This is a genomic window from Bdellovibrio sp. HCB290 (genome assembly GCF_047305925.1).
GTDB lineage: Bacteria > Bdellovibrionota > Bdellovibrionia > Bdellovibrionales > Bdellovibrionaceae > Bdellovibrio.
On record NZ_CP178620.1, the window covers coordinates 2,441,814 to 2,461,234 of the forward strand.

Sequence of the window (19,421 nt, forward strand, 5' to 3'; positions counted from 1 at the left end):
TTAAAGGGTATTTGACTCATTTTCCACTTATTTTGCCGCAACCCGCGGCATTTCTGCCGCAGTTGTAAAATTTTATAGGGGGCTTCTATTCAGCTACGATATATTTGTGAAGGCTACCATCTGCATCCAACCACAAGTCGTATGTGACTTCGACCAAGGTGTTCTCTTTTTGTGCCTGCTTTAGATTTTTGCATAGCTTATTGGCCAATACATCAGCCTCTTCGTCAAAACGGTCCACCCACAAGTCCAATTCGAATCGCTCGCCAGATTCGCCTTGAACCTGCGCTTTTCCGATATTGGCATACAGATAGTTTTCAGTTCGCAATTCATAACATGTGACTGCCAAGATCTTAACGTCGTCATCGATGGGTTGTGCGAAAGCAAATGAGGAAGTGAATAGACTTAATAGAGCGATAAGGTATTTCACAATTACTCCTGAAGGTTCGGTTTAGCTTCAGAAGATATTTACCAGCTGCAAGGGATGAAAATCCAATTTTGGAGCCGCAAAGTGCGGCAAAACTGCCGCATCAGAATGCATAAAATAAGGCTGGATCTCTCCAGCCTTATCTTACTATTTAACCAGGTCACAACCGCCGTATAGAACGAATTGGTCGTCTGGTGTTCTTAGGATGCCTTCGTAATGGTATTCTTTGTCAGACATGCCGTCGTTGCCTTTTTTACCGAAAACCATATCAAGAACGTATTGATCAAGACCTTCGCCAGACAATTTCCAAGTGTTCACACCGTCTTTAATAGATGTGCTTTCGATCGCACCCATTACAGTGTCTTTACCTGGAGAACGCAATGCTACGTGATCACCAACTGTACCAATAGTTTGAGTCTTAGCCAAAACTACGATTTGGATAAATGGTTCAGTGAAGTTACAAACCAAAGTGGGTTTTTTAACATCTGCGTTTGCAGAAAAAGTGAATGCAGATACTGCAAGGACAGAAAGTAGAACTTTACGCATGGATATCTCCTTAGATAGTCACCCAATACTTATCACAAATCCGGCCAAATAGGCCCCGGTTTGTATTTTCTATCGGAACTGTCCAAAATATTGATAGTAAGGACCCTGCTGAGTCTGAATTTGATCACTGAAATTCTGTAGTTCCGCGATATAGGGCTTCAAATCGCGGTCGCCGTAGTCCACCAGAATCTGTTGAGCCTGGCCGATAAGCGCCAAAGCCTTATCCCGACGCTGAATCCATTGTGAACCTGTCAAAGAGTCTGAACCACCGGGTGCAAGCTTGAAACTGACGCGCACGCCATAGTGATCTGACAAGGGCTCTCGCAATGGACCGCGCATATTCAGTTCACCCGCCACTGGTTGAATACGGGTGTTCGCCCCTCCGGCATTGGAAACAAAAATATAATCCAACATGTGATTACCAGACATCCAGCTGTGCGGATTGGTTTCACAATAAGAACAATACCCCGGCGGATAACTTCCCCCCAACGCTTCAGCAAATGAATCATGAAGCCCCATCAGGGACATCATAAATTCACGTTCAAAAGACTTTTCGTTGGCGTTGAAATCACCTGACATCAGCATTTTTAAATTCGGATTTTGCAGACGCCAGTTCAACATATCGATGATTTGCGTGATGCGGATCTCGGTGCTGGTCGGGTGCAAGTGAGTGTTTACGAAATAAAAGTCCTCGCCCATTCCAGGCAGCTGAGCCTGAACAATGTGAAAGGCTTTCATCACGCCGAAAGTTTCGCGGATCTCATCCAGAAAACCGCCCAGATTGTTGATATTAAATTGGTAAGTCCAGGCACCTTTGATGGCACCGTCAAACAAAGACATCACACCGATTTTATTGTCGCGATTTGGAGAACTGATTTGATAATTGTACTTCAGGGCATTTTCGATTTGATCGATATTGGAACTATTCCAGACTTCCTGAAGCTGAATTACACCGCATCGCGGGGCCGCTTGCAGCAAGGAACCAATCCACTCCATTCTTTCTGAAGTGTTTGGAGCATACAACGGGCCATAGGCATTGAAGTTTTGCATGCAAAACTCTGGCGTCTGAGTTGGTGTTAAAACCATCTCTGCCCGAGCCGCAGTCACTGACAACATCATCAAAATGCCAAGCAATGCCTTCATGAACCCTCCCCCGAAAGTTCCGGCGAGTATGCTCATGGTTTGAATCAAGAATCGACTGAAAACGCGAAGAGTCACTCCGACTCGAATATATGCCTTTAGAGAGTCAAAGTGTACTGATCCGAAAGGTGCCTAACGTGTATTTCCTGCAAATAACTGCCACTTGAAAGACGAGTTTCTTTCAACGGCGCAAGCTTCAGCGTCAGCTCAGAAAGACTTCGTGCACTGAGAGTTTTTAAAATCTTAAAGCCCTCATGAGCAAAATCAGCTTCGCAATCCGCGACCCGAGCCCATGCCAGCTCCACTTTTAGCAAGCCAAAGTCAGCAGAGCTTTGCAGAAAGGCTTCAAGAAAATGTGCATGCCTGACGGTCATTTCCTGTGGAGATTGCAAATGCTGCCAACTAAATCCCCAGCCCCGTTCTTCACGGAAATCAATACTGATAAGCTTGGCATCTTCGACTTCACACTGTTCGACTAGATTCAACCTTGCCACCGCCATCACTTCGGCGAATGCATGACTCAAGCTATCGGACTTGGATTGAAATACTGTGCTTTCAAGATCGGCTTTTAACTTTCCCAGCCACGAATCCACCACCATCAAATTGACGGTCATTCCTGACAAGGGACTTACGGGTTTGGAAAACCCCACAGCCATATGAAACAAAAAGCCCCGTCTTGCGGACGAGGCTGATTGAAGTACGATGGAAATTGGAATCTCTCGTACGAACTGAAGCATTGGATTACATGTCCAATACTTGTTTGTTCATAGTCACGTGAGATTCTTTGCGGAACTGATTAATCCAGGATTCAAACATGCCATCGCCGCGACGCTTTTGCGCCATTTCAAGTGACATTGGCTCAAGGGATTTAGCACCTTCCACTTTAGTTTCTTTTAATTTCAATACGAATTTTTGATTGCCATCACGAACCAGACGTTTCAAAACCGGCTGCTCCTTGCTCAATTCAAAAATAGAATCCGTTGCTACACGGCTGGTGATTTTAGGGAAGGAATCAGCGCCGATTTCTACGAAACCAGTCTCATCCCATGTTGCTTTCATCTCTTTCAACTGAGCATTAACAGCAGCTTCGTCGCCTTTTGCCAAAGCTTCATCCAAAGCTTTGATCGCAGCTTCCGCTTTTTCTTTGGTCATTGCTTTCGTCACTGCTTCTTCGTCGATTCTTACGAATGCCACGTTGATTTTGCTGCCACGAAGTTCCTGCATTTTTGCTGTTTCAGCAGCAGAAGTGCGACTTGCGATCTCAAACAAGTGACGCGTGCGGATGTTCGCAATGTCTTTTCTGATTTTGCTTTCAAAGTCACCCGGTGAAGTACGTGTACCTTCCAGGTAGCGAGTGTAGAATTCGCGTTGGAACTGACCATTTTGTTGGAAGAACGGCACCTCTTTAACGATGAAATCACGAACTTCTGCGTCAGTGGCCAAAATGCCTTCACTTTGAGCAGCTTGAGAAACCAGCTCCATGCGCACCAAATTCTCGATCGCCTGCTGGCGAAGAAGTTGACGCTGGGAGCTAAAGTCCATTTGATTTCCAAAGATCGATTTATAGTACTCTGAAACGCGGTTTTCTTCGTTTTGGAAGTCAGCAACGGAGATCAACGCGTTGTTCACACGTGCTACAGATCCAACGCCCATGCTCAATCCGCCAGGAGCCCCTGTGAATACGAAAGTAAGAATGATCGCGCCGAACAAAAGAATCGCCACAGTGCTCTTTGCATTGAGCTTTCTTTTCATTTTATCTGCTAAATTTTCGCTCATAAATATTCCTTCCTGAAACAGTCTTCAAAACAAGCCGCTTCATTACCCAACTATTTTTATAAATTTTCAAGGGGAAATTGTTGAATTCCTTAACTCTTTTGATAGCGTTGGAAAGTATTAGGTAGGTGACATTTGAACTTTTTCAACTTTGATCTCAAAAAACTTGTGCTCATCGGAATCGTTTTGGCTTTGCCACTCATTTCCATCAACATGCAGCAACGCCCTCAAGAATCCCATTGGCTGGTGAAGCCTTTCAGCATGTTAGGCAGTGCTGTGTCCGAAACATTCTTTGGCTTCAGCCACGGAGTGAAGGACACAACAGCAATGTACTTGGACTTGATTAATATTAAGAAACAAAGCGCCGATCTGCAGAGCACCAATAACGAGCTGCAAAGCCGCTTGCAATCCATGAACGAATTGCAGATCGAAAATGATCGCCTGCGTGGATTGCTGGAATTCAAACAAACCACCAAAATGAAACTGACTTCGGCGCAAGTGATTGGTCGCGACCTGGTGATTGATCACAACACGGTCACGATCAACAAAGGGACTCAGGATGGTTTGAAAAGCGGCATGGCTGTTATCACCACTGCTGGCGTCCTGGGATATATCTTTAAACCGGAGCCCTTCACTGCCCACGTGATGCTGATCACAGATCGTTATGCTGTGGTTGACGGTATCGTACAAAGAACCCGCGCTCACGGTATCGTCGAAGGCAAAAGCCAGACAAGCTGTGCCTTGAAATATGTCGAGCGCACGGAAGACGTGAAAGAGGGCGACCTGGTTGTTACTGGCGGCCTGGACAATATCTTCCCTAAAGGTTTCCCGGTTGCGATCGTTGAATCCGTGGAAAGAAAAACCTTCAGCGTCTCCTTGAAGGTGGATTTGCGTCCGGTTGTAGATCCTTACAAAGTTGAAGAAGTTTTCATCATTCTGGATTCCTCAAAAGAGGATTTCGGCGATAAGTTTGCTCCTCAGGCCGCAGTCGGTGCTGAAGAAGCTGCCGCTGCTACAGCACCTACTCCAGGCACGGAAGCTCCCCCAGTGAATCAACCGGCAACGACTACGACACCAACTTTGAAAAAACCCGAAACAGCGCCAGCCACTTCCCCAGCTGCGCAAGGCGCACCTGCGACAACTCCAAAAGCGAAACCGAAACCGTCTCCAGCAGCCAAACCTCAGGAGACTCAACAGTGAAAATCCGCTGGAATGCGACTTTGAATTTTTTAATTTTGCTGGCGGTTTTGCTGCTTGTTGCAGGAATCCAGGCCACGCTGTGGTTTCAGTTCTTCGGCAATGTCCCAGCTCCACTTTTGTGGCTGAATTTGATGGTGTACCTGACTCTTTATCGCAAACCCTTCCCGGCAATCTTCACGATTTATGCAATGGGTGCGATTTTGCTCATATTCACAGGTATGCCCCTTAAAATGATGCTGTTCTCACTTTTGATTTTATTTACCTTGGTCTATGGAATCAAAAGTCGCGTCTTTTGGAGTGGCGCCGGATATTATACAATCATGTGTGGTTTCTCGGCAGTGGCTTACCATCTTATTTATTTCCTACTCTCTATGGTATTGGAGAAAAACCCTGCTAGTTTCGAGATTGTCGATCGTCTGGTGCAGATCATTCTGACGCCGTCTTTCGCCCTTCCGATGTATTGGATCCTGGCAAGAATCGACAAGCTCACTCAAGACGAGCTTGTTCATGAGCCGGGAGGATTGGATCTATGAGTACTTACGTCAGTAATCCTGATGAGGCTAAGGAATACCACAGCCGCTATCGAATGTTTTATATCGTGATCGCTCTGACGTTCACGGTTTTGACTATGCGTTTGTGGTATTTGCAGATCATCTCCGGTAATGAACTTCGCGAGTTCTCGGAAAAGAATCGTATTAAGCAAAATAAAATCACGGCACCCCGTGGTTTGATGCTGGATCGTGATGGAAAAGTTTTGGTGGAAAACCTGCCGGGTTTTGAAGTCCTGTTAACTCCGCAATATATTGAAGCACTTCCCGACCTGGCAAAAACCATTGGTCCGATTTTGGGAATGGATCCAGAGAAGGTCATCCAGAAGGTCCAAAAGAGCCGTCGTCAAAATGGTCCGTTTGCGCAGATCCGTCTTAAGGAAAACTTAAGCCGTGAAGAGGTCTTCCGTCTGAAGCGCGTACGCCTGGATACTCCGGGACTTGAGATCCGTGAATCCATCGTGCGTTACTACCCACTACGCGAAAACGGCGCACAGCTGTTTGGCTACGTGGGCGAGATCTCCAAACGTCAAATTCCTATCTTCAATGAGCAATACAAAGACTTCATGAAGTTTGACCAAGGGGATATCATTGGTAAGAGCGGACTTGAAGAAACGTTAGAACGCGACATTCGCGGAACTGATGGTATCAGCTTTATTCAAGTCGATGCCCATGGCCGCGAGGCTGTGACTCAGACTCCTAATATTTACGGCGAACAAATTCGCGATCAGGTGCCGGTTCACGGTAACAACGCGGTTTTGACTATCGATCGTGACATTCAGGAAGCCGCTTACAAGGCCTTTACGGTTACAGGAATCGATCTTCGTGGTCACATCGGAAGCATTCTGGTGATGAAAACAAACGGTGAAGTTTTGGCGTGGGTATCGGCTCCGTCCTTTGATCCGAACGAGTTTTCCACGGGAATTACTCCGTCGACTTGGTCACGTCTGATCAATGATCCGTTCAAACCACTTCGTAACAAGGTGATCCAGGATCACAATCCTCCGGGATCAACATTTAAACCTCTGGTTGCCGTGGCGGCATTAAGTGAGAAAGTCATCACTCCAACCACAATCGTACCAGCACCGGGTGTGTTTTACTTTGGTCGCCGTCCATACCATGACTCTTTAAAACAAGGTCACGGTAATATCACGGTCTTCCAGGCCATCGAACAAAGTTCGAACGTGTTCTTCTATAAAATGGGTATCGCGTTGGGCGTTGATAAGATGTACGACTACATCAATCCTATGGGTATCGGTCAGAAGACCGGGATCGAGCTGAGCCGCGAAGTTTCCGGTATCATGCCGAACTCGGCTTGGAAAAAATCCGCGGTGGGCGAAGAATGGCAGCCTGGGGAAAATCTAAGTACAGCGATCGGTCAGGGTTTCGTAACGACAACTCCGATCTCTATGGCTATTGCTTACAACTCCATTGCGACTGAAGGTAAGGTTGTTAAACCGTTTATCATTCGCAAAGTCCTTGATCAGGACGGAAAAGTATTGCGTGAAAACTTCCCGCAAGTTGTTCGTGATTTGCAGCAGCCTCAACCTAACGGCATTAAAATTTCTCCGGAAACATTTAAGGTTGTAAAGGAAGGTATGCGTCTGGTTGCCAATGGTCCTCGCGGTACGGCCCGTTACTGGAAAGTTCCTGGCGTGGAATTCGCCGGCAAAACCGGTACGGCACAGGTCATGGGTTTCTCGGCCGATCAGATCCACGCAAGTTGTACGGCTCGCCCGATTCACATGCGACATCACGGTTGGTTCGTATCTTATGCACCAGCTGAAAATCCGGAAATCGTAGTAGCCGTTTTGGCGGAGCATTCCTGCCACGGTAATACCGGGGGCGTGCCAATTGCCCGCGACATCTACAATGCTTACTTCCAGAAATACCATCCGGATATCATCGCCAATGCCCTTAAGCAAAAAGGCGTTAAGAAAAAGGTCGAACCTGCGGCCACGACTGAGGGAGAATAATCGTGTTTAGTTCTTTACACGTTGAAGAGAGAACGCTCTTCAAAAAATTGGATCTTAATTTTATCGCCGTGATTCTGGGATTGAACATCATTGGTTTGATCAATCTATATAGTGCAACCCACGGACCTAGCTCCGTGGATGTTTCCAACCTGTTCATCTCCCAGATAATGTGGTTGGTTGTGGGTTGGACGGTTTTCCTGGTCATGACGATTTTGGACTATGCCATTGTCACCCGGATCGCCCTGATTATTTACTTCCTGAACTTGGGTGCCATTTTATATGTGACCTTCTTTGGTAAGGTGGCACTGGGTGCACAACGCTGGATTGATCTGGGCTTCTTCCGCTATCAGCCTTCCGAGACCATGAAACTGGCGTTGATCATGTTGATGGCCAAAATCCTGGCAACCAAAACAACTCACGGGCAAGGCATGGGCTTTAAAGAAATGGTAGGCCCGCTGTTTGTTCTGGGTATTCCATTCGTTCTGGTTGTCGAGCAGCCCGACTTGGGAACGGCGATGATGTTGGCAGCGATCGGTAGCTCCATGGTGCTGTTTTCAAAAGTTCGTCGCTGGATTGTGGTGACTGCCATTGCGGCTGGTATCGTGGCAATTCCAATTGCCTGGAAGTTCGTTTTGCATGACTACCAAAAGAATCGTGTTTTGACTTTCCTTTCCCCGACAAGCGATCCACGCGGTACGGGTTACAACTCGATTCAATCAAAAATCGCAGTTGGTTCAGGTCGTTTCTTTGGAAAAGGCTTTATGAAAGGAACGCAGTCACAGCTTGAGTTCCTTCCAGAGCGTCACACCGACTTTATTTATTCAGTTCTTTCGGAAGAGCACGGTTTCGTCGGCTCTATCCTGGTTATCGGTCTATTCTGTTACCTTTTCATCACGGGAATTCGTATTGCCACGAACGCCCGGGATAAGTTCGGAGCACTCCTGACGGTGGGGGTCCTCTGCTATGTCTTCTGGCATATGTTCGTGAACCTGGGAATGGTGATCGGACTTTTGCCAATCGTAGGGGTTCCGTTACCGCTGTTATCTTACGGTGGATCGAGTATGCTCACCACGATGGCCGGTCTGGGATTAATCTCCTCCGTCGCCTACCGCCGCTACCTGTTTTAAAAAATCAAAGGCTTCGAGTTCTCTCGAAGCCTTTTTTATTTCCGTCAGTAGTGATTTATGCGGACGCGATGCCCCTCACTGTCCATCACCTCTGAATACTCCCCGTCTGGTTGATCCCAGTCAGTTTTTTGAACCTGAACTCCTTCTTCGGCTTTTTTCTGATTGGCATCGTGAACGCCCGAAATTTCTTTGGGCTCGCGCTGTGGAATTCCAGGATCTTCGAATTTTTCCTTCGAAAAATTATCTGAAAACATTCTTTGTCTAATTGAAGTGGCCATAAGACCTCCGACCCTATGTTTCTAGTATAACCTTGCCAGTGAAGACATGCTTAATCTTGCGTTTTGGCACAGGCCTCGCGAGGTTTCGGATTTCCGAATAAAATCAAAATATGAAAGCTCTATTAAGATTCTATGACGATCTGAATGATTTCTTGCCTCGAATGCACCGACACCAAGAAGTGGTCTTTCAAACCTTTCAACCAACGACCGTGAAAGATGCCATCGAATCTTTGGGTGTTCCCCATGCTGAAATAGATTTAATTTTAGTCAATGGCAACAGCCGGCCGTTCACCTATCTGATTAAAGATGGTGATCGAGTCAGCGTCTATCCGATGTTTGAGGAAATCGATGTAGGCAACGTGACATTGCTTCGCCAGGATGGTTTGCGCACTCAGCGCGAGGATGCAAAATTCATCGTCGATGTGAATTTGGGGAAACTGGCCCATCTGCTACGCATGATGGGCTTTGATGTCATTTACGATCGCTGGCTGCAGGATGATGTGGAGCTGGCGCGGATTTCCAAGTTTGAAAAGCGCATCCTATTGACCCGAGACCGGAACTTACTAAAACGCCGCGAAGTTGATCGCGGTTACTTTGTTCGCAGTGACATCCCCCAGGAACAAATTCTGGAAGTGATGAAACGCTTTGATTTAGGCAGCGAAACCAAACTCTGCACGCGCTGTCTTCACGATAATACTCCCCTGGAACCCGTGGCTAAGGAGCAGATTCTGGATCAGGTGCCACCCTTGGTGGCAGAAACCTACACTGAATTTTCTATCTGTCCCGAATGCCAAAGGGTTTACTGGGAAGGCAGCCACTTTGAAAGTATGAAAAACCTGCGCGACGACGTCGTCAGGTTTTTGGCCGGTTGAAAAAAAAAGCCGCATAACAATTATGCGGCTTTCAGTTTTCAAAATTGAATTAAAAACTACTGGATAGATTTGCAGTACATGCTTGAAAGAATCAATTGTCCTGCTGGAGATTTCAAATCTGCGGTTGCAGAAATTCTTTGACCGGAACGTTGTGCGTAAACTTGAAGAGTTTTATCGCCATTCGCTTCGCATTTATATTGGGAAGTACGACCGTTGCCGTAGTCAGTGGATTCACGAACACATTCAAACTGCTCAGCTTCAGAAGCGCGACCTGTTGCCCAGATAGCGATTTGCACGTGAGTGTTTACAGTTTCAGATTCGTTCACAGTCATACCGTATGCTGGTTTACCATCGTCACGAATCTCTTTGCTTGTGCAAAGGAAAGAAGCTTGTGCGCTTGTTGCGATCATCAAAAGGGAAGCAACCAAAAGTGATTTCATAGGCCATCTCCTAAGTTCAGATTTAAACACTCCGGCCCAGCCGCAGTACTTGTATATTTATTGAACCGTTAGAGATAGCCTATGACCAGCTAAAAATCCATCCAACGCACTGTTTTTAGGTAATTTTTACGCCTTTAAATGAACAGTTCCATCCTGGAATGGAACCCCAAATTCCTGCCACCACATCTGGTGCTTTTGCTCCCAGCACTCTATGGCAGCCATATACTCTTTAGGCCATAGTGACTTTAAAATCGCCGTACGTTTGTAATACCACCAAACCGTCAGAGCATGGGCCTTCATGAAGTTCGTATGCACGTTCTCCAACAGGAAATTCGCGGTTTTTTGGTCGCTGACGAGATTTCGAACTTCCTGACCAGAAACAGGCTCTTTATCCGCAATTATCTCACTGATAATACGTTTACGAATTGCCGAGGCTTCAGTGAGTGGAATTCCAGCAACCCGGGAAAGAATACGATCCCAATCCTCGTGAAACGCCAGCACTCCCCGTGTATCGTTAAGCTCCGGATATTCGGAAACGTAGTTACCTTCTTTACGGGAATTATAAAGTTCAAGTTTAGGCAATCTATAGGTGCCGATCAAGCTGGTTCGAACCATGAAATCCAATACAGATTCAAATGGTCTGTTTGCATATAGTGCTTCAAAGTCCAGATGCATTAAGGAGAATTTTTTCTGATTCTCTTTATCCCACTTTTTAAATGCATGATAATTTTCGCTGTATTCAACACCATACAACCCCGCAAGCCCCAGTCTTTCCGGAGCCGTTAGGATCATGGGATCTTCATCACTGAAAGAGTCAAAATCAATCTTGCCGACTTTGTCCTGCACATCTTTTAAAATATCCAAAACCGGACTGCGGAAAGCAAAGACTTGAAGCTCTGAATTCCGAGCCAACTCCTCGGCCATTTTTCCGATTTCATGGCTGCGGGAATACTCAACATCAATCCAGATACAATTTGCCGCTGAAAAATACTCAGGCACCAATCCGTACTTCAAAGGATTAAAGTGTCCATAGCCTTCCGAATATAAAACCAAACTGCTGGCCGAATTTCCTCGCCCAGGCCCCAGCAAAATATCATTCGCTTTCGCATAGTCCACGATGTTGCGAACTCCTGCGACCAGGGCTTTTTTGTCTTTAGAGTAAAGAGAGACTTCCCGTTCGACTCTGGCGTGAGATTCCTGATCAACCACTCCACGACGTTTTAAATTGCCAACACTTCTATCCAACAGATTTTCCATAACTTGACTCCTTTCAAGCTCAGTCAGCTCGTGACCGGCGTTTAAGGAGGCCAATACTGATATCAAGGCATTAATCTGTTGAGTAATAGAAACCGCAGCAGTGCGACTCTCCTGAAGACGTCTCTCCAAAAGTTCTTTCAAAGTGCTCTCACTAGTTTCGATCAAAAGCACTTTGATCTGCTCCAAGGAAAATCCCCAGTCCTTGAACTGAACAATCTTCCTTGCCGTCTCTAATTGTGATTCAGTGTAAACACGGTGCTGCCCCTCACTACGGGAATGGGGAATTAATAACCCCTTTTCCTCATAGATCCGCAGAGCCTTATGACTAAGCCCCGTCTTCTTCCCAAACTCTCCAACAGACAACCAATCCTTCATCATGACCTCGTAAATATAAGCCTCCAACCTGCCCCTGGGGCAGAATAAAGAAAAAAACTCGTCTCCAGACGCGCCGCACCCCCAAAAGGTACGGCGTACCTTTTGGGATGTCTCAGGCTGAGAAGTTGATCCGTTTTGACTAACTAATGATCTGACACTGTCGAGTTATTGGTAGACACCCCCTACCTCACATTCGCCTACGTTCCATCTGATTCCTGCCTCATAAAAGGACTTCAACAGTTTCGCAGACTTAACCACTTGGCCCGACCCTTGAACTACCTAGCTAGTAACAGGAGGACGGGAAATGAAAACGAAACATCTCAATTCGACACTCGCTTTAGTCACCGCCACTCTAGTAATGGCTCTATTTAATAACTTCGAATTCGTTGACTGGAGCAAGATCCTAAAGCTCCCACTAGTTGAAACTGTCAACGAAGCTTCACGCGTAGCTCATGCAAAAGAGCTTTTGGGTGGCCGCTATAAAGGCAGCAACGCGCAAAAGATTGAAGGTCGCACAGCACTTAATGTGATGATCTATGAAAAGGTTCAGGGCTACCTGGCTCCACAATGGAAAAACCGCGCAGGCGACATTTCCAGCGTCATTATCTCTGAGTCTGACAAGTACAACTTGGATCCGGTTTTCGTGCTTGCGATCATTAAAACTGAAAGTTCTTTCGATCCATTGATCGTAGGTTCCTTCGGTGAAATTGGTCTTATGCAAATCAAACCGGACACGGCCGAGTGGATTGCCAATAAATATGGTATCGCTTGGAAAGGTAAAAAGACTTTGCAAAACCCGGTTTCCAACGTGCGCATTGGTGCCGCTTACATGGATTACCTTCGTAAGCAGTTCCCAGGCAAAGCCAACAAATACGTAAGCGCCTACAACATGGGCCCAAAAAACGTACGCCGCCTGGTTGCCAAGAATGTGATGCCCGCTGAATACAACTCCCGCGTAATGAAAAACTACGGTGAGTTCTATAACAAGCTTGCCAACACTCAAGTTACTCGCACAACGGTTGCAACAAACTAAGATCTGAATCCTGAAAAAACAAAAGCCCTTGGTGAGAACCAAGGGCTTTTTCATTATTAGAAACTTACAAAATTACTTAACTGCGGCTAGTTCTGCGATCAGACGGTCACGGTTTTCCGTGCGACGGCTGTGATAATCCAGAATCTTCACAGCGCTGATCACACCCACAACATTGTCATCCATGTCATAGATCGGAGACAAAAACAGCGGCTTCATTGTGATCACCAGTTTTTCGAAACCAAAATTTTCAAAAACCTGATGAGTAGGTATGATACCTTCCAAATTCGTGTGTTTCAAAGTTCCATCCGTTACCTGTTTTTGAAACCCCAGATAACAATCGTTGATACTTTGACTGCGGCTAAATAAATCAAACCATGGAATGGATACCAACTCGTCCAACGAATAACTGCAACAGTCCATCATTGAAATACTTCGGAATGTCTGGCGGCCTTCCGTATCCACGACTTCAAAACAAGTCTCGTCATCCACTGAACTAAAAAAGTCAGGGTGGGCCTTCAAACGGAATCTTTTCAAAAAGCGCCACAAAAACTGCTTTTCTGAAATCACTTCGCCAGTACAATGCATTTGGAAAAACTCAACCCACTCCGCCAATGCTTGTGCAATCGGCTCCTGGTGGGCAGCTGCCATCTTATCAAAAGCCAAGCCCGGATAATCGCCTTTTAAAGCACGAGCCTTCGTTAACAACGAATGAAACTGCATCAACGATTTACGGTAAGAATCCCTTGCCGGATTTGATTCAGTTGTTTTTTCAGAGTTTAAAGCGGTTTCCATAAAGCCCCATTACCTATTGCTAGTTCTTATTAGTACCACGAATAGGGTATAAGGCAAATAATCTAACTTGTGTGAAAGAATGTAACCACTGCAACAAAAAGTGTCGATTTTATGCAAAAAAAAGAGGGAACTTGAAAAAGATCCCTCTTCTAAACTTTAATTTTTTTAAACAGATCCCAGTGGACTTATGTATTTTTAGTCAGGAAATCCACGATAGCATCTTTAGGGTGGTTGCCAACAAGCTGGCCCACTTCACTGCCACCTTTGAATAGCAACATCGCCGGAATACCACGAATGCCGTACTTGGAAGGAGTCGCTGGGTTCTCATCCACATTCACTTTTACGATTTTAACTTTACCAGACAACTCAGTTGCCACTTCTTCCAACTTTGGAGCCAAAGCACGGCAAGGACCGCACCATTCAGCCCAAAAATCGACAAGAACTGGAGTCGTTGAATTCAAAACTTCCGTTTCAAAAGAACCATCTGTTACTGCTGTAGTATTAACGCCCATAAGGCCTCCGTATTAGACCAAATTATCACACTTAATTTGAATACGGAAACCATATAGTCAAGGTCCCCGCAGGGGCAATTACTTTTTGAAAAGGGCTTTAGCGAAGACTTGGCGCAACTTATCGAGATCCTTGATACTTTCCTGGTCCCACTCTGACGCGATGTCTATTTGACGCTTACGGGACTCAACACGAGTGATGGTACTAACCGGAGCCACCTTCACATCCTCAACAAGTTTGGCGTATTTCTGCATTCGTTCAGCAAGCTTCGCTGACGACTTTTCAAGCTCCTGACGCGCCTTGGAAGGCGGCTCGTCAGCGGCAGGAACAAGTGCCACGGGAGCAGGCTTTTCTTCGACCTTTTCTATTTCGGGGGCGCCCCCTCCAAGCAATTCTCTTTCCAATGCCTTTAAGTCGACGTCGGGGAACTCGTTGCCAGCGGCTCCTTCGGCGCCCGCGTCTTTGTCGGCGGTCTGAAACTTTGCACCAAACTTAAAACGTGGGATTTCTTTTTCTTCTTCGTTATTTAGAGTGAAATCCGCACCTTCTCCTTGAGATTCCTGATCAATGTTAAAACCGATACCAGCGGGCGCTCCTGCTGCTTCTTGATCCTCCGGAGACGTGCCTTTTACAAAAATAGCTTCCTTATCAGTGGCGAACTTAACGCCCCCTCCCACAGGTGGAGTTCCGGGTTTTGCACCGGGAGCCTCTAAGTGACTTGCTTTGTTCAGTCTTTCCAACAAAGCACTTTCGTCTTGACCCAAGAGCTTTGCCAATACCTGCACAATTCGCAGCGGTGCAACCGGTGACTCCAGAATCATATCGACACGGATCTTGATTAAATCTTGTGGAGCGGGCTTGAAATTCGCCGGAAAAATAAGCACTGCTTTACCGCCCCAGCGGGACATTTCCTTCAAACGTTTGCCCACCCCCAAGGATGACACCTTGGCTCCCTTACCGGAACCCACGACAACGTCGGGATTGAAGCTGATAATCTGATCGGAAACGGCGTACTCACTCGACAATCCAATAACGTCGAAACCCACCTTTTTCAAAGTGGATTCCACGCTCATAAGATCAGCGTAATCCTCGTACACCAGAAGAACTTTGCTCATATCCATCTATTGTCGGATACTGTTGCGATTCGGTCAAACCACAGACTGGACGATAGGCGCGATGACTTACGATTTCCTGCCGTCTACAATGGAGCGCATGTTCAGTATCTTCAATGGCAGAAAAGCCGTTCAGTACATTTTTTTTGAGATGCTTCCAAGCTTCATCCTGGGTCTTTTGGTCTTTGTATCGATCATCCTGATGTTCCAGGTGTTGCGCCTAACAGAGTTCGCCCTTGTCCACGGTGTCGCGATTAAAACCATCGCTGAAATCATTGGCTATGTTGTGATTTCACTTCTACCGGTTTTATTTCCGATGGCATTGCTGTTTTCGGTCCTTTTGACCTACGGAAGACTTAGCCAAGATTCGGAAATTGTTGCAATGAAAGCGTCAGGATTAGCAATGGGAACATTACTGCTTCCTGCGATCATTCTGGCACTGATAGTCGGCACTGTGTCTGCACAAACATCCTTCGTCATTGCTCCCTGGGGAAATCGTCAGTTCGAGGTTCTGTTCACCCGTCTGGCAAACACAAAAGCCACTGCTGTCATCAAAGAAGGCACCTTTGCGGAGGGTTTTTTCGACATGGTTGTCTACGCCAACGAAGTCGACTCCAAGAACGGCAAACTTCGCAAAGTATTTATCTATGACGAGAAAAACAGCGACGTACCACTAACCGTTATTGCCAAGGAAGGAAGCATGCTTCCCGATCCGGATCGCCCGGGGCAGGAAGTGCTTTTGCGTCTGCAAAACGGAGAAATTCACCGACAGACCAAAACTCACACCAAAATCAGTTTTGACACGTACGACGTGCATTTTTCAGAGCCGGATCAACATGTTGAGCGCGCAAAATCCCCGCCTTCACTGACACTGGATGAAGTTCGCAATCGACTTAAACAAGGTATCAGCGATCCTGAAGAGTTGCGTATTATGCAGACTGAGTTTCACAAGCGATCGGCGATTTCAGTGCTGTGCCTGGTCTTTGCCTTAATCGGCGTGGGATTGGGAACGACAACCAATCGCCGTGCAGCCAAAGCCGGTGGCATGATCATGTGTATCGGGATTATTATCTTTTACTGGGTTCTGTATGTCGCAGCCGAAGGGGCAGCACGCAATGGAACCCTGCCAGCATCATTAGCCATCTGGGCACCCAACGCGATATTCGGTTTCATTGCTATCTATACTTTAAGAAAAAATTGGAATTAAGAAGGTTCTCGAAGCTGAAGGTAGGGGCGGTCTTTACAAATAAGAGCGATGCAGCAGCATCCTTACTACCACGGTCATCCTTGACCACATCGCCCCTCCCTTGAATCAAATGGTAAGAGCAATTCCCCGCCCCTTGCAAAAGATTTTTTTAGATGATTTCACTTTTTTCGTCCTCAATTTGTCATTCAAAATACCCCACTATCCCTAGTGGCCTGAGCCTGGGCAACCCCCAATATCTGCCGCTTGAAACTTATCGAACAATAACTCGGAGTGGAATAAAGTGGATAAATCTTGGGCATCGCGTACTAATTGTGCGCCATCCAACAGCAGATCAAGGCCACCCAAAAAGTGCGGATCCAACGGATGCCCCGGCACCACCCAAACTGGACGCGAAAGTTCGGCAGCTTGATGTGCCGTTATCAAAGTACCACTGCGTCTGCGCGCCTCCACCAGCAAGGTCACACTCCCCAAAGCCGCAATCAGGCGATTGCGGTGGTGAAATAGTCGTTTGTGCATCATTTGCTTCGGGTCGTATTCACTCAAAAAACATCCCCCTTGATCCAATACGGGCGTGATCCAATCCAACAAACTGCTGGGATAAATCTCCCCCAACCCCGAGGGAAGAATTACTGCTGTTTGACAGCTTTTCCTAAGCGCCAGTGAATGTGCTTTTTGATCGACCCCACGCGCTCCGCCACTAACGACAAAGGGCAGCTGCAACTCCAAAAATGCAGCCAGCTCCTGTTCCATCCAACGCAAGGATTCCGAACTGGGTTCACGACTGCCAACAATAGAAATAGATCTATCAATCATCCAGGCTGGCGAACCTCGATAGCTCAAGGTCAGCGGAGGATCTGCCATACGGTAGCACTGCGACGGATACAAAGACTCGCCATAGGTGACGAACTGAACACCTTGCATTTGCCACTGCAGAAGCTCCGCACAGTGGGCTTTGAATTGCATATGATTTTTCTCGATGAATTCCCCGAGTGCCGGAAAGTATTCCTGCAAAGACTGGCGAAGCTGCAGGTCTGTCAATGACTCCAACCGCGCTAGACGCAGAAATATCTGATGAATTTCATCACGGTGAACAGTGTAAAGAGGATGGGCTTTGATTAATTGAGAGAGCGCATAGATTTCAGTCATAAAAAAAGGCTCTGCAATTTCGCAGAGCCTTTCTTCGTTATTATAATTCCAAATCGAGATCTTCTGATCCGGACTCCGGCGGAGTCCCTGCCTCCGGAACTCCTTCAAGCTCAAACTCTGCATCGATTTCGCCTTGGGACTCTGGCGTATGACTTTCAATCACCGGGCCTGCAGATGCGGTTTTCGCACCACTATTTCCCACGTAATCCCCCAGCATCACGTCTTCGCTGGCTTTGGTGACATAGGCCGTTGCAAAATTCGGAGTGACGCGAATGATTTTTACTGAACCAATCGGACGATCATTCATGATCGCTTTTGAGTTGCCGTTACGAAGTGCACTGTCCGCGAAGATCGTCAGATTCTGACCTTCCTGAAATCCACGTGATGATCCTGAATCCAGGAACACAAGTTCATTCACTCCGAACATCGCACGTTTTTGAATCAACTCGCCACCCATGATTTTCGCACCGGCAGAATCATTCACAGCGCCTGGACGAGGATCAATCATCGGAACCTTCCCCGGCACCAGCACAGAGCCGACTTCCACAGCGTGAATCGCTTTTTGAACGATCGCGCGGTAAAGGTTCTTTTCCGCATTCACCTTTTCCATAACCTCAAGCTCACCTTGAATTTCAATCATCTGAGCTTTGCGTTTTTTAGCAGCCGGATCCACGACGACACCGACATTCTTCTGAATCGTGTAGTGCTTTTCCGGATTGCCACTAAGCTCTACGTAAACGATTTGATATTCGTTGGCCGTCTTGTTGTCCAACTCGGTAGAGGTGATTTTTCCAGAACCCGCGATCGTGCTGTCGGCAACAAAGTATCCCAGGTATTCCATCGCAACTGGGAATTCAGTTTTTCTAAACTCCACCTCGACACCGGTGCTGTCGTCATAGATACCGAAACGACCCAACGGCAAACTTTGCGGAAGTTTCTTTAACACAGGTGTGTGCTTACGACGAGTCGGCGGAACTGGAGGTTCTGCCACGCTGGCTTCCACCACTTTTTCACCCTCTGCCGTTTCGCCGCCTTCTTTTTCAGCCAGAGCGACTGTCGGCGCATCAATCATCGTACCCGGATAGAATTTAATATTCATGTCCGGAACGATTTCATGGGGATTCAAAATCGCGCCGTCATTCAAAGACCAAAGCTTTGGCCAGAAGTTCGGATCACCGAAGAACGTATTGGAAATATCCCAAAGAGTGTTGCCCTTCTGAACTTTGTAATTTTCAGATTTGCGCTCGCCCACTGCCTTTTCCCAGGCTTCATCAGAGGTCGGCGTTTGGTTGTACTTTTTGTAGATATTATGAAAGTAGTTTTCTTTATTGTAGTCAGGATCAGAATTACCGGAATCACTGAATGACGAAGAGGCATCCGCATAAGAAGCCTCGGGTACAGATTTCGCTGGTGGTGTGATTTCTGGAGCCGGCACATCTGGAGCTGCCTTGTCGGGATCCGGAATTTCTGTAAACTCTGGCACAGATGGTTCCGCAGGTGTTTCAGCTTTTGGCTCTAACACATCCAATGGATCCGCTTCCCACGTTGTATCCGGTGGCGGCACGTCCTGAGCGCGCGCAGCAGGAGCCTGCAGCAATAGCGCGCAAAAAATGATCGTCAATGATACAGAGAACTTCGTGTTCGTCACTGTTTGCATCCTTGCAA

General features: G+C 46.8%; 20 protein-coding genes. 7 read left to right on the forward strand and 13 right to left on the reverse strand.

Annotated features, from left to right (window positions below):
- Positions 1-85: 85 nt before the first annotated feature.
- The 5 genes from ACLVWU_RS12020 to ACLVWU_RS12040 all read right to left on the reverse strand — a co-directional run bounded on the left by ACLVWU_RS12020 (position 86) and on the right by ACLVWU_RS12040 (position 3,886).
- On the reverse strand, positions 86-427 hold the full coding sequence (locus ACLVWU_RS12020; RefSeq protein WP_413574972.1) for a hypothetical protein: 342 nt from the start codon (positions 425-427) through the stop codon (positions 86-88).
- Between the two features lie 144 nt (positions 428-571).
- On the reverse strand, positions 572-970 hold the full coding sequence (locus ACLVWU_RS12025) for a hypothetical protein (RefSeq protein WP_413574973.1): 399 nt from the start codon (positions 968-970) through the stop codon (positions 572-574).
- A 69-nt stretch (positions 971-1,039) separates the two neighbouring features.
- Positions 1,040-2,113: an endonuclease/exonuclease/phosphatase family protein gene (locus ACLVWU_RS12030; RefSeq protein ID WP_413574974.1), complete on the reverse strand. Its 1,074-nt coding sequence runs from the start codon at positions 2,111-2,113 to the stop codon at positions 1,040-1,042.
- A gap of 95 nt (positions 2,114-2,208) precedes the next feature.
- Positions 2,209-2,847, reverse strand: a complete 639-nt coding sequence (locus tag ACLVWU_RS12035; RefSeq protein WP_413574975.1) for a hypothetical protein — start codon at positions 2,845-2,847, stop codon at positions 2,209-2,211.
- 4 nt (positions 2,848-2,851) lie between these two features.
- The gene (locus ACLVWU_RS12040; protein ID WP_413574976.1) at positions 2,852-3,886 is read right to left on the reverse strand and encodes a SurA N-terminal domain-containing protein; all 1,035 of its coding nucleotides are present in this window, start codon (positions 3,884-3,886) and stop codon (positions 2,852-2,854) included.
- A gap of 132 nt (positions 3,887-4,018) precedes the next feature.
- Here ACLVWU_RS12040 and mreC point away from each other — a divergent pair, with 132 nt between their 5' ends.
- The 4 genes from mreC to rodA are packed head-to-tail and all read left to right on the forward strand — an operon-like array spanning position 4,019 to position 8,734.
- A complete protein-coding gene (gene mreC, locus ACLVWU_RS12045) occupies positions 4,019-5,083 on the forward strand; it encodes a rod shape-determining protein MreC (RefSeq protein ID WP_413574977.1) in 1,065 nt (354 codons plus the stop codon).
- Positions 5,080-5,616 (forward strand): hypothetical protein, encoded by a 537-nt coding sequence (locus tag ACLVWU_RS12050; RefSeq protein ID WP_413574978.1) that lies wholly within the window; start codon positions 5,080-5,082, stop codon positions 5,614-5,616. Before mreC ends, ACLVWU_RS12050 begins: the two co-directional genes overlap by 4 nt.
- Positions 5,613-7,607 carry a penicillin-binding protein 2 gene (mrdA, locus tag ACLVWU_RS12055; protein WP_413574979.1) on the forward strand — a complete coding sequence of 665 codons (1,995 nt, stop codon included), beginning with the start codon at positions 5,613-5,615 and terminating at the stop codon, positions 7,605-7,607. Before ACLVWU_RS12050 ends, mrdA begins: the two co-directional genes overlap by 4 nt.
- 2 nt (positions 7,608-7,609) lie before the next feature.
- The gene (gene rodA, locus ACLVWU_RS12060; protein ID WP_413574981.1) at positions 7,610-8,734 is read left to right on the forward strand and encodes a rod shape-determining protein RodA; all 1,125 of its coding nucleotides are present in this window, start codon (positions 7,610-7,612) and stop codon (positions 8,732-8,734) included.
- A gap of 44 nt (positions 8,735-8,778) precedes the next feature.
- Here the strand turns inward: rodA and ACLVWU_RS12065 are convergent, their stop codons facing one another.
- A complete protein-coding gene (locus tag ACLVWU_RS12065) occupies positions 8,779-9,012 on the reverse strand; it encodes a hypothetical protein (RefSeq protein WP_413574982.1) in 234 nt (77 codons plus the stop codon).
- A 110-nt stretch (positions 9,013-9,122) separates the two neighbouring features.
- Between ACLVWU_RS12065 and ACLVWU_RS12070 the strand changes: the two genes are divergently transcribed.
- A complete protein-coding gene (locus ACLVWU_RS12070; protein ID WP_413574983.1) occupies positions 9,123-9,884 on the forward strand; it encodes a Mut7-C RNAse domain-containing protein in 762 nt (253 codons plus the stop codon).
- Positions 9,885-9,940: 56 nt separating this feature from the next.
- Here the strand turns inward: ACLVWU_RS12070 and ACLVWU_RS12075 are convergent, their stop codons facing one another.
- Positions 9,941-10,324, reverse strand: a complete 384-nt coding sequence (locus tag ACLVWU_RS12075) for a hypothetical protein (RefSeq protein ID WP_413574984.1) — start codon at positions 10,322-10,324, stop codon at positions 9,941-9,943.
- A 126-nt stretch (positions 10,325-10,450) separates the two neighbouring features.
- The gene (locus ACLVWU_RS12080; protein ID WP_413574986.1) at positions 10,451-11,959 is read right to left on the reverse strand and encodes a MerR family transcriptional regulator; all 1,509 of its coding nucleotides are present in this window, start codon (positions 11,957-11,959) and stop codon (positions 10,451-10,453) included.
- Between the two features lie 301 nt (positions 11,960-12,260).
- On the opposite strand from ACLVWU_RS12080, the gene ACLVWU_RS12085 reads away from it, so the two are divergent.
- On the forward strand, positions 12,261-12,989 hold the full coding sequence (locus tag ACLVWU_RS12085; RefSeq protein ID WP_413574987.1) for a lytic transglycosylase domain-containing protein: 729 nt from the start codon (positions 12,261-12,263) through the stop codon (positions 12,987-12,989).
- Between the two features lie 72 nt (positions 12,990-13,061).
- On the opposite strand, the gene ACLVWU_RS12090 is transcribed toward ACLVWU_RS12085, so the two are convergent.
- From ACLVWU_RS12090 to ACLVWU_RS12100, 3 genes are all read right to left on the reverse strand, one after another.
- On the reverse strand, positions 13,062-13,781 hold the full coding sequence (locus ACLVWU_RS12090; RefSeq protein ID WP_413574988.1) for a hypothetical protein: 720 nt from the start codon (positions 13,779-13,781) through the stop codon (positions 13,062-13,064).
- A gap of 185 nt (positions 13,782-13,966) precedes the next feature.
- The gene (gene trxA / locus ACLVWU_RS12095) at positions 13,967-14,293 is read right to left on the reverse strand and encodes a thioredoxin (protein ID WP_413574989.1); all 327 of its coding nucleotides are present in this window, start codon (positions 14,291-14,293) and stop codon (positions 13,967-13,969) included.
- A gap of 78 nt (positions 14,294-14,371) precedes the next feature.
- On the reverse strand, positions 14,372-15,406 hold the full coding sequence (locus ACLVWU_RS12100; RefSeq protein ID WP_413574990.1) for a hypothetical protein: 1,035 nt from the start codon (positions 15,404-15,406) through the stop codon (positions 14,372-14,374).
- A 61-nt stretch (positions 15,407-15,467) separates the two neighbouring features.
- Between ACLVWU_RS12100 and lptF the strand changes: the two genes are divergently transcribed.
- Positions 15,468-16,610, forward strand: coding sequence for an LPS export ABC transporter permease LptF (gene lptF, locus ACLVWU_RS12105; protein ID WP_413574991.1), 1,143 nt, complete (start codon positions 15,468-15,470; stop codon positions 16,608-16,610).
- A gap of 204 nt (positions 16,611-16,814) precedes the next feature.
- On the opposite strand, the gene ACLVWU_RS12110 is transcribed toward lptF, so the two are convergent.
- On the reverse strand, positions 16,815-17,756 hold the full coding sequence (locus ACLVWU_RS12110; RefSeq protein ID WP_413574992.1) for a DNA-processing protein DprA: 942 nt from the start codon (positions 17,754-17,756) through the stop codon (positions 16,815-16,817).
- Between the two features lie 40 nt (positions 17,757-17,796).
- Entirely contained in the window at positions 17,797-19,413 is a 1,617-nt protein-coding gene (locus tag ACLVWU_RS12115; protein WP_413574993.1) for a LysM peptidoglycan-binding domain-containing protein, read from the reverse strand.
- Between the last annotated feature and the right edge of the window lie 8 nt (positions 19,414-19,421).

What these genes read in the sequence shown, in the direction of transcription:
- ACLVWU_RS12085 (WP_413574987.1), top strand. Translation starts at nt 12,261, where the DNA reads ATGAAAACGAAACATCTCAATTCGACACTCGCTTTAGTCACCGCCACT.
- ACLVWU_RS12070 (WP_413574983.1), top strand. Translation starts at nt 9,123, where the DNA reads ATGAAAGCTCTATTAAGATTCTATGACGATCTGAATGATTTCTTGCCT.
- ACLVWU_RS12040 (WP_413574976.1), bottom strand. Translation starts at nt 3,886, where the DNA reads ATGAGCGAAAATTTAGCAGATAAAATGAAAAGAAAGCTCAATGCAAAG.
- ACLVWU_RS12100 (WP_413574990.1), bottom strand. Translation starts at nt 15,406, where the DNA reads ATGAGCAAAGTTCTTCTGGTGTACGAGGATTACGCTGATCTTATGAGC.
- ACLVWU_RS12090 (WP_413574988.1), bottom strand. Translation starts at nt 13,781, where the DNA reads ATGGAAACCGCTTTAAACTCTGAAAAAACAACTGAATCAAATCCGGCA.
- ACLVWU_RS12110 (WP_413574992.1), bottom strand. Translation starts at nt 17,756, where the DNA reads ATGACTGAAATCTATGCGCTCTCTCAATTAATCAAAGCCCATCCTCTT.
- ACLVWU_RS12030 (WP_413574974.1), bottom strand. Translation starts at nt 2,113, where the DNA reads ATGAAGGCATTGCTTGGCATTTTGATGATGTTGTCAGTGACTGCGGCT.
- ACLVWU_RS12035 (WP_413574975.1), bottom strand. Translation starts at nt 2,847, where the DNA reads ATGCTTCAGTTCGTACGAGAGATTCCAATTTCCATCGTACTTCAATCA.
- ACLVWU_RS12065 (WP_413574982.1), bottom strand. Translation starts at nt 9,012, where the DNA reads ATGGCCACTTCAATTAGACAAAGAATGTTTTCAGATAATTTTTCGAAG.
- lptF (WP_413574991.1), top strand. Translation starts at nt 15,468, where the DNA reads ATGACTTACGATTTCCTGCCGTCTACAATGGAGCGCATGTTCAGTATC.
- ACLVWU_RS12075 (WP_413574984.1), bottom strand. Translation starts at nt 10,324, where the DNA reads ATGAAATCACTTTTGGTTGCTTCCCTTTTGATGATCGCAACAAGCGCA.
- ACLVWU_RS12080 (WP_413574986.1), bottom strand. Translation starts at nt 11,959, where the DNA reads ATGATGAAGGATTGGTTGTCTGTTGGAGAGTTTGGGAAGAAGACGGGG.
- trxA (WP_413574989.1), bottom strand. Translation starts at nt 14,293, where the DNA reads ATGGGCGTTAATACTACAGCAGTAACAGATGGTTCTTTTGAAACGGAA.
- mrdA (WP_413574979.1), top strand. Translation starts at nt 5,613, where the DNA reads ATGAGTACTTACGTCAGTAATCCTGATGAGGCTAAGGAATACCACAGC.
- ACLVWU_RS12115 (WP_413574993.1), bottom strand. Translation starts at nt 19,413, where the DNA reads ATGCAAACAGTGACGAACACGAAGTTCTCTGTATCATTGACGATCATT.
- ACLVWU_RS12025 (WP_413574973.1), bottom strand. Translation starts at nt 970, where the DNA reads ATGCGTAAAGTTCTACTTTCTGTCCTTGCAGTATCTGCATTCACTTTT.